Raw genomic sequence first — 2,483 nt, forward strand, 5'->3', positions numbered from 1 at the left:
TACGACGCATCCAGAACTTTTTGTCCTTGAATCGCTCCCGTCACCCACCGTCATAAAGACGACACAGTGCCAGGTTACAATCCAATGACTCAGCTTGATTTACCTTGTTAAAGAACAGCCCGGTTGTTAAAACCAGATTTAAACACTCTGCAAACAAAGCGCTTAAAACTGATAGTGATGAAAGAGGAATTGGTGGAGCTATGCGGGATCGAGGGTCCGGCCTTCCGGCGGGGCGGCCATCCGTCGCAGACCGTAGGGCTGCGGTAGGACCACTCTGTCTTACCTGCACCACCCCTGCCAACAGCAGGATAATTGGTGGAGCTATGCGGGATCGAACCGCAGACCTCCTGCGTGCAAGGCAGGCGCTCTCCCAGCTGAGCTATAGCCCCAAAAATGGTAGGCCTGGGCAGATTTGAACTGCCGACCTCACCCTTATCAGGGGTGCGCTCTAACCAACTGAGCTACAGGCCTATGAGTCAGCACCCAATGGCATTCACCTGCCCATAGGACAGTCTTTCATCAAACCAAACAAACGAAGACAAATGTGTGGACACTTACTGAGAAGTTTCACGGTCGTTTAAGGAGGTGATCCAGCCCCAGGTTCCCCTAGGGCTACCTTGTTACGACTTCACCCCAGTCATGAATCACTCCGTGGTGATCGCCCTCCCTAAGGTTAGGCTAACCACTTCTGGAGCAACCCACTCCCATGGTGTGACGGGCGGTGTGTACAAGGCCCGGGAACGTATTCACCGCGACATTCTGATTCGCGATTACTAGCGATTCCGACTTCACGGAGTCGAGTTGCAGACTCCGATCCGGACTACGAAACGTTTTGTGGGATTGGCTCCCCCTCGCGGGTTTGCAGCCCTCTGTGCGTTCCATTGTAGCACGTGTGTAGCCCAGGTCGTAAGGGCCATGATGACTTGACGTCGTCCCCACCTTCCTCCGGTTTGTCACCGGCAGTCTCCCTAGAGTTCCCACCATTACGTGCTGGCAACTAAGGACAAGGGTTGCGCTCGTTACGGGACTTAACCCAACATCTCACGACACGAGCTGACGACAGCCATGCAGCACCTGTCTCTCGGTTCCCGAAGGCACCAAGGCATCTCTGCCAAGTTCCGAGGATGTCAAGACCTGGTAAGGTTCTTCGCGTTGCATCGAATTAAACCACATGCTCCACCGCTTGTGCGGGCCCCCGTCAATTCATTTGAGTTTTAACCTTGCGGCCGTACTCCCCAGGCGGTCTACTTAGTGCGTTAGCTGCGCCACCAAAAGATCAAGTCTCCCAACGGCTAGTAGACATCGTTTACGGCGTGGACTACCAGGGTATCTAATCCTGTTTGCTCCCCACGCTTTCGCACCTCAGCGTCAGTATCGAGCCAGGAGGTCGCCTTCGCCACCGGTATTCCTCCACATATCTACGCATTTCACCGCTACACGTGGAATTCTACCTCCCTCTCTCGTACTCTAGTCGACCAGTATCGGGTGCAGTTCCCAGGTTGAGCCCGGGGCTTTCACATCCGACTTAACAAACCGCCTACGCGCGCTTTACGCCCAGTAATTCCGATTAACGCTTGCACCCTCCGTATTACCGCGGCTGCTGGCACGGAGTTAGCCGGTGCTTCTTCTAAAGGTAATGTCACAGTTACGTGCTATTAACACGCAACCTTTCTTCCCAATTGAAAGTGCTTTACAACCCTAGGGCCTTCTTCACACACGCGGCATGGCTGCGTCAGGCTTTCGCCCATTGCGCAATATTCCCCACTGCTGCCTCCCGTAGGAGTCCGGGCCGTGTCTCAGTCCCGGTGTGGCTGATCATCCTCTCAGACCAGCTAAGGATCGTCGCCTTGGTGAGCCTTTACCTCACCAACAAGCTAATCCTACGCAGGCTCATCCGATAGCGCGAGGTCCGAAGATCCCCCGCTTTCCCCCTTAGGGCGTATGCGGTATTAGCTCGAGTTTCCCCGAGTTGTCCCCCACTACCAGGTAGATTCCTACGCGTTACTCACCCGTCCGCCGCTCTACTCAACCCGAAGGCCTTTCGCGCTCGACTTGCATGTGTTAGGCCTGCCGCCAGCGTTCAATCTGAGCCATGATCAAACTCTTCAGTTTAATCTTTAACCTCGTCCCCGAAGGGCAAGAGGGAATGTTTACGCGAGTACCTCGCTTTAACATTCAAATCATCAGCTCAGACACAGTATTTAAATCATATATCCATAAATGAATCGATGAGTCACTTGTTGTGTCTGAATAGTCGTGACAACTATCCCAACAAGTGCCCACACATTTGTCTTCGTTTTCTTGTTAAATAACCCAGGGCCGCCGGGGCCGTGGTGGTCGGTAGAGGCAAGCTCTTTCCGAGGAGGCGCATTATACAAGGGAGAGACTCGTTGGCAACACCTTTTTGCGATATTTTGCATCCGGCGGCCTTCTCAACCCATCTGGCCTTTCAACGCTAACTAATTGATAGTTAAGGGTATCAG

Annotated in this window: 2 tRNA genes and 1 rRNA gene; all 3 read right to left on the reverse strand. The window is 53.4% G+C overall.

The window, feature by feature from the left end:
- Positions 1-313 precede the first annotated feature (313 nt).
- The 3 genes from CWI75_RS18125 to CWI75_RS18135 all read right to left on the reverse strand — a co-directional run bounded on the left by CWI75_RS18125 (position 314) and on the right by CWI75_RS18135 (position 2,112).
- Positions 314-389 (reverse strand) — tRNA-Ala (locus CWI75_RS18125).
- A gap of 5 nt (positions 390-394) precedes the next feature.
- A tRNA-Ile gene (locus CWI75_RS18130) sits at positions 395-471 on the reverse strand.
- 107 nt (positions 472-578) lie between these two features.
- A 16S ribosomal RNA gene (locus CWI75_RS18135) occupies positions 579-2,112 on the reverse strand.
- Positions 2,113-2,483: the final 371 nt, after the last annotated feature.

Origin of the sequence: Kineobactrum sediminis, from assembly GCF_002868715.1 — a bacterium.
In the GTDB taxonomy this organism is placed as follows: Bacteria; Pseudomonadota; Gammaproteobacteria; order Pseudomonadales; family Halieaceae; genus Kineobactrum; species Kineobactrum sediminis.